Annotated in this window: 4 protein-coding genes; 3 read left to right on the top strand and 1 reads right to left on the bottom strand. The window is 39.4% G+C overall.

What is annotated here, in order from left to right:
• Positions 1–287: 287 nt before the first annotated feature.
• The 3 genes from HMPREF1528_RS08785 (at position 288) to HMPREF1528_RS08775 (ending at position 4,832) form a co-directional block, all read left to right on the top strand.
• Entirely contained in the window at positions 288–929 is a 642-nt protein-coding gene (locus HMPREF1528_RS08785; RefSeq protein WP_016479474.1) for an O-methyltransferase, read from the top strand.
• A gap of 88 nt (positions 930–1,017) precedes the next feature.
• Complete coding sequence (locus HMPREF1528_RS08780) at positions 1,018–3,240, top strand: patatin-like phospholipase family protein (protein WP_016479473.1); 2,223 nt, start codon at positions 1,018–1,020, stop codon at positions 3,238–3,240.
• Between the two features lie 137 nt (positions 3,241–3,377).
• Positions 3,378–4,832: an aminoacyl-histidine dipeptidase gene (locus HMPREF1528_RS08775; protein WP_016479472.1), complete on the top strand. Its 1,455-nt coding sequence runs from the start codon at positions 3,378–3,380 to the stop codon at positions 4,830–4,832.
• A gap of 91 nt (positions 4,833–4,923) precedes the next feature.
• Here HMPREF1528_RS08775 and fumC read toward each other — a convergent pair whose 3' ends face one another.
• Positions 4,924–6,321, bottom strand: coding sequence for a class II fumarate hydratase (gene fumC, locus HMPREF1528_RS08770; RefSeq protein ID WP_015783032.1), 1,398 nt, complete (start codon positions 6,319–6,321; stop codon positions 4,924–4,926).
• Positions 6,322–7,243 lie beyond the last annotated feature (922 nt).

Below are 7,243 nucleotides of genomic sequence, written 5' to 3'. Positions count from 1 at the left end.
AATGACGAACAAATGACGAACAAATGACGAACAAATGACGAACAAATGACGAACAAATGACGAACAAATGACGAACAAATGACGAACAAATGACGGTGCGAGCCGCACGGGCAAATGAACAATGAACAAAGAAAAGGTATAGTAAAGTTATTGTTATATTGGAAATAAAAAGTACTTTACCTCGCTTCTTCTACATTTCTATCAATATCCTCTACCTTTGGCTTTTGTGGCAAAGGTACAGCTTTTTTGAATATTATTGCTATCTTTGCCAAAAAAATATTTTACCAATGCACTTTTTATCAGAAGATTTAGAAAATTACGCTTGCGAACATACTGACAACGAACCTCCTTTACTACAAGAACTCAGTAGGCGCTCTCACCTTACTGTACTGCAACCGAGAATGATTAGTGGTCATTTACAAGGGCGTTTCCTCAGTTTGCTCTCTAAATTGATACAGCCTAAAACTATTTTGGAAATAGGCACTTACACAGGCTACGCAACCCTCTGTTTGGCAGAAGGGTTGGCAGTTGATGGTGTTTTACATACTATCGACATCAAAGAGGAACTCACTGACCTGCAAAGAGAGTTTTTTGACCGGAGTGGCTATGGGGCGCAAATTGTGCAACACTTAGGCAAGGCAACCGATATTATCCCTACTCTCAGCACTACTTTCGACCTTGTTTTCATAGATGCTGACAAACAGAATTACGCTCATTATTTTGATTTGGTGATAGAGAAAATGAACTCAGGAGGTATTATCCTCTCTGACAATGTGTTGTGGAGTGGTAAAGTAGTGCAAGAAGTAAAGCCTTCGGATAAACATACCCAAGCCTTAATGGCTTACAATCAAAAACTAAAAGAAGACCCTCGTATAGAGACAGTGCTACTCCCCATACGGGACGGTATTACCATATCGAGAGTAAAATAGAGTGATTAAAAAATTAATCCTCATTTTTATATTGTTATTTGTTAATTATTTTATACCTTTGTACCTGTTTTAAAAAGCAATTCATTGGATGAGAATATTCTTAGCAACCATATTTCTGATACTTAGTAGTCCTCTTCTGCGTGCGCAAGATACTACCCACAAAAAGGATTTAAAAGTGGGATTGGTACTCAGCGGTGGAGGTGCGAAAGGGTTAGCACATATAGGGGTACTAAAAGTGTTGGAAGAAGCAGGGGTGCGCATCGATTACATCGGGGGTACGAGTATGGGGGCTATGGTAGGAGCTTTGTATGCGGCGGGTTATTCAGCCAATGAGTTGGACTCTATCTTCCGTCAGTTAGACTTTGATAAACTCTTGCAAGACAAGACTTCACGCCGTGCTAAATCATTACACGAGCGCTATATATACGACCGTTATGCAGTAGCATTGCCTTTCAATAACTTCAAAGTAGGGTTGCCTCGTGCGGTATCAAAAGGACAAAACATCTACAATGAGTTTGTGAAACTACTCTATCCAGTGAATGAAATCTATGATTTTTCGCAGTTACCCATTCCTTTCTTGTGTGTAGCAACGGATATAGAAACAGGTAAAGGCGTAGTACTTGAAAACGGTTTCTTGCCTCAAGCAATACAAGCAAGCGGTTCGTTTCCTTCGCTATTCGATTTGGTAGAAATAGATGGTAAATGGCTTACCGATGGCGGTATTGCCGATAATTATCCGGTAGACGAAGTTAAGAAAAAAGGAATGGATATTATCATAGGGGTAGATGTACAGAGTCCGCTAGCAAAACGAGAGGAGATTAACTCTTTTTTGAGTATTTTTTCGCAGATTACTACCTTCCCAATGATAGATAATATGCCAAAAAAAATAAAAGAGACCGATGTATACATCAAACCTAATATAGAGGGATTCAACGTTATTTCGTTTGATAAAGGAGAGACAATCATCAACAATGGCAAAATAGCAGCAGAACATTTTCTACCAAGATTGCGTGAGATTGCAGCTCAACAAAAACATACAGAGGAAAGAGAACGAATACAAAAGATAGATTCCTTTTACTTAAAAGACGTCCATTTTCATAACAACGAGCACTTTTCGCGTAGTTATTTGCGCGGTAAACTACACTTGAAATATTTAAACCGTAAAATTTCGTTCGAGCAACTGAACAACGGAATAGACAACTTGATGGCTACTAACAATTTCCATTCTATCAATCACCAGATTAGGCACACATTTGAAGGGGAACATATAGACTTTTTTTTAAAAGAGAATCCGCAACGCACCTTTTTGAAATTTGGGATACATTATGACAATCTGCTAAAAACAGGGTTCTTGATGAACTATACTCGGAACTATTTCTTACAAAGCAGTGATTTTCTATCACTCGACCTTATTGTGGGAGATAACATACGCTATCAGTTTGATTATTTTGTGGATAAGGGATTCTACATCAGTTATGGATTGCGGTCTAAGTTTGTGCAATTCGACCGAAAACTGAACACAAAACGCTTATCTAACTACCGAATAGAGCAGTCGGAACTCAACCGAATGGACGTAGAGGCTTACGACTGGGTAAATCAGCTGTATTTGCAAACACTTTCGGGTAATGGTTTTGTATTTGGCTTAGGAGTAGAGCACCGCAAAATACAGTTTGATACTGAGCAAGTGTATTCAATAAGTTCAGCGACTTCGTATTCGGAAAAGAGTCATATAGGCAGTTTCTATTCTTATCTTAAATACGACAGCTTTAACAATAGCTTTTTCCCCAGTAGAGGGGTGTACTTCAATACACAGTTCAATTTTTATGCACTTGCCTCAAACTACTCAGATTTTAACAAATTTACAACGGGTAAAACAGAGTTATCATTTGCTTTTCCTATCTTGCCAAGATTGAGCGCACGAGTAGGATTAGAAGGCGGTGTTACGATAGGAGGCTCTAATGTATACTCATTAGACTTCTTTTTAGGAGGGTATAACAAGAATGTATTTACAAACTATTCACCTTTTTACGGCTATGATTTTTTGAGTATTGGTGCTAAAAACTACTTAAAATCAGAATTGGTAATAGATATCCAACCCTTTAAAAAACAACACTTGCTATTATTAGCGAATATTGCTAAAGCAGACAACAATCTTTTTGAGAGCTTTGAGTGGAAGAAATACCCAGACTATTCGGGGTATGGGATAGGATATAGCATTGAGAGCTTTTTAGGTCCTATAGAACTGAAATGCACTTACTCACCTGAAATAAGACAAGCGATATGGCTGTTTAATATAGGGTACTGGTTCTGATTAGGTAAAAGATAAAAGGTAAAAGGTAAAGCCAGCGAGGACTCACAGCTGGATATGTAAATAAAAAGTAAAAGGTAAAAGCAGTAGCGACTAAATACTAACAACTGATAACTAAAAACTAATAATTAATAAATATAATGAAAATAACAGAGTTAGAACCAAAACAGTTATGGGCGAACTTTGCGAGCTTGAATGCCGTGCCTCGTCCATCAAAAAAAGAAGAGAAAGTCATTGCTTTTATGGTGTCTTTCGGCAAAAGTTTAGGACTTGATACCTACCAAGACGAAACGGGCAATGTAATCATTAAAAAGCCCGCTACGGCAGGAATGGAAAACCGCAAAACAGTAGTGTTACAATCGCACCTCGATATGGTACACCAAAAGAACAATGATACGGTATTCGACTTTAGTACGGAAGGTATCAAAATGTTAGTAGATGGCGACTGGGTACGGGCTGATGGTACAACTTTGGGAGCCGATAATGGTATTGGGGTTGCGAGTATTATGACTATCTTACAAAGTAAGGATATCCCCCACCCTGCTCTTGAAGCTCTCTTTACTATTGACGAAGAAACAGGAATGACGGGTGCTAAAGGGCTCAAAGGCGGATTGCTCTCTGGTGATTTTCTTCTCAACTTAGATACTGAGGAAGACGACGAAATTGATATAGGATGTGCCGGTGGTGTAGATGTATCGGCGTTTAGAGAGTACGACGTGGTAGATACGCCTGATAATTCAGTAGGCTATACACTTACCATAAAAGGATTGCACGGCGGACATAGTGGTACAGATATCCATAAGGGTTATGCTAATGCCAACAAACTGATGAACCGTATATTATTCACTTGTACTGAGAAATTTGGTTTGCATATTGCAAGTGTAGATGGAGGCGGTTTGCGCAATGCTATTCCGAGAGAAAGCGTAGCGGTGGTAACTATTAATAAAAACGACGAAGTGGCTTTAAAAAAAGAAGTAGCTACACTTACCCAAGCACTCCAACACGAGTATTCAGTAACTGAACCAACTCTTACAGTATTACTTGAACCTACTGCGGTACCTGAGAAAGTAATGGAAGAAGAAGAACAAGAAGATGTATTACGCGCTCTTTACGCAGCTTTCAATGGGGTGTACAAAATGAGTCAGACGATTGCTGACCTTGTAGAAACCAGCAATAACGTAGCAAGGGTACAAATTAAAGACGGCGAAATAAACGTGTACTGCCTCACTCGTTCGGCTTCAGAAACTTCTAAATATGATTTGGCTGATACGATTCGCAGTAGTTTTGAGTTAGCTGGATTTGAAGTAGAATACACCGGTAGTTACCCAGGTTGGGAGCCCAAAGTAGATGCTGAAATCTTGAAGATTGTAAAAGCACAATACAAAACGCTCTTCGGTGAAACACCTAATGTAGTAGCTTGCCACGCAGGCTTAGAATGTGGCATTTTAGGAACCCATTACCCCAAAATGGAAATGGTGAGCTTTGGTCCTACTATCAAAGGGGCACACTCGCCTGCTGAAAAGGTAAATATAGCTTCTGTACAGAAGTTTTGGAAGTTCTTACTAGCGATATTGCAACATATTCCTAACAAATAAGAACAAGTATATACTTATTTATATAAAAAAGGGAAAGCTATCTAATTGATAGCTTTCCCTTTTTTTTAATATTATAAACTTTTTATATTACTTATTTAAGGCTTCCGACCATATCCTCAGGGCGTACCCATTTATCGAAGTCTTCCGGAGTTACATAGCCTAAACGCACAGCTTCTTCTTTAAGGGTTGTGCCATTGCGGTGAGCCGTTTGGGCTATTTCGGCTGCTTTATAATAGCCAATCTTAGTGTTAAGAGCTGTAACAAGCATTAACGAGTTATCTACTAATTCCTTAATACGTTTGTAATTAGGTTCAATACCACTTGCACAGTGTTCTTCAAATGACACGCAAACATCTCCTATCAACTCAGCTGATTTAAGGAAGTTAGAAGCCATCAATGGTTTAAATACATTTAATTCATAATGACCTTGTGTACCTCCTATTGAAATGGCTACATCATTACCCATTACTTGAGCTGCCACCATTGTCATAGCTTCACATTGAGTAGGATTTACTTTACCGGGCATAATAGAGCTACCAGGTTCGTTAGCAGGAATGATGATTTCGCCTATACCTGAGCGAGGTCCTGAAGCCATCATACGAATATCGTTTGCAATCTTATTGAGCGATACGGCTAATTGTTTAAGAGCTCCGTGGCTTTCGACAATTGCATCGTGAGAAGCTAAAGCTTCAAACTTATTAGGAGCGGTTACAAAAGGTAGACCGGTGAATTTAGCAATGTATTCAGCTACTTTCACGTCGTAACCTTTAGGGGTATTGAGCCCTGTACCTACGGCTGTACCTCCTAAGGCTAATTCTGAAAGGTGAGCTAATGTGTTTTTAAGAGCACGCAAACCGTGGTCGAGTTGAGATACGTAGCCTGAAAGTTCTTGTCCCAAAGTAAGTGGTGTAGCGTCCATAAGGTGCGTACGACCTATTTTTACTACATTTTTAAAGGCTTCGGATTTAGCAGCGAGAGTATCGCGTAGTTTCTGAACACCAGGAATAGTTTTCTCAACTACCATTTTATAGCAAGCGATGTGCATACCGGTAGGAAAAGTATCATTAGACGATTGTGATTTGTTTACATCGTCATTGGCTTTTAGTACGGGATCGCCTTCACCTATTTTTTTACCAGCCAACACTTGAGCACGATTGGCAATCACTTCGTTCACGTTCATATTAGATTGTGTACCTGAACCGGTTTGCCAAATTACTAATGGGAATTGGTCATTGAGTTTGCCTTCGAGAATTTCATCGCAAACTTGAGCGATAGCATCGCGTTTTTCGGCTGAAAGCACTCCTAAATCGAAGTTTGCATAAGCGGCAGCCTTTTTAAGGTAAGCAAAACCACGGATAATTTCAATCGGCATAGAAGCGGGTGCACCGATTTTAAAGTTGTTGCGTGAACGCTCTGTTTGTGCTCCCCAATATTTATCGGCTGGCACTTTCACTTCACCCAAAGTGTCTTTTTCAATTCTATAACTCATTTTGTTTGTATTAGTTAAAATAATCTTCTTTTAAAAACGCTACAAAGGTACGTTGTATTTTCTAAATATTAAAATTTTTCTGAGATTTTTTGATACCATTACTGTATTCTATTTATTAAAGACAGGTAGTGCGAGCCACACAGATAGGTGCAAGCCACACAGACAGTCGTAGCACGACGGGCAATTGTAGCACAACGAGCAGTTGCAGCACAACGAGCAGTTGTAGCACGACAAGCATTTTGGGGGTGAAATGAATTAATGATGAAATTAGGAGAGGAATATACAAAACTTATAGGAAACTTACAGGATAATCGAACAATAAGTGGCTTTTCAGTAGCTCTACAGTAGCTCTACAGTAGCTCTACAGTAGCTCTACAGTGGCTCTACAGTGGCTCTACAGTGGCTCTACAGTGGCTCTACAGTGGCTCTACAGTGGCTCTACAGTGGCTCTACAGTGGCTCTACAGTGGGTCTACAGTGGCTCTACAGTGGGTCTACAGTGGCTCTACAGTGGGTCTAGAACGAATAAAAGACGAATGATGAATAAATCTAAGTTAAAGCTAAAAGATAGATAAAAAGAAGGTTATAAGTAGATTTCAACTTTGCCAAAGTTTGAAACTTGGGCAAAGTTCATACAAATAACGGTGCAAGGTACAAGGTCAGATAGAGAAAAGAGGAGTGAGAAGCCCCCGAACCCCCGAAGGGGGACAAGCCTTAAAGAGAAATTGGTAAAGGCTATCGGTCTGAAAGACAAGACTTATTTGAAGATAGAACAAAGTTAAAGCAAGCTTAAGAAAAACAAAAGACGGTGCGAGCCACAAGAGCAGATAATGAAATAACGAACAAAAGACGAACAATGAACGAACAATGAACGAACAATGAACGAACAATGAACGAACAATGAACGAACAATGAACGAACAA

Source organism: Capnocytophaga sp. oral taxon 336 str. F0502 (genome assembly GCF_000411575.1).
Classification (GTDB): Bacteria; Bacteroidota; Bacteroidia; order Flavobacteriales; family Flavobacteriaceae; genus Capnocytophaga; species Capnocytophaga ochracea.
The sequence above is the reverse complement of the archived record's forward strand: the minus strand, read 5'-3'. Positions and strand labels throughout refer to the sequence as shown.

What these genes read in the sequence shown, in the direction of transcription:
- HMPREF1528_RS08780 (WP_016479473.1), top strand. Translation starts at nt 1,018, where the DNA reads ATGAGAATATTCTTAGCAACCATATTTCTGATACTTAGTAGTCCTCTT.
- HMPREF1528_RS08785 (WP_016479474.1), top strand. Translation starts at nt 288, where the DNA reads ATGCACTTTTTATCAGAAGATTTAGAAAATTACGCTTGCGAACATACT.
- HMPREF1528_RS08775 (WP_016479472.1), top strand. Translation starts at nt 3,378, where the DNA reads ATGAAAATAACAGAGTTAGAACCAAAACAGTTATGGGCGAACTTTGCG.
- fumC (WP_015783032.1), bottom strand. Translation starts at nt 6,321, where the DNA reads ATGAGTTATAGAATTGAAAAAGACACTTTGGGTGAAGTGAAAGTGCCA.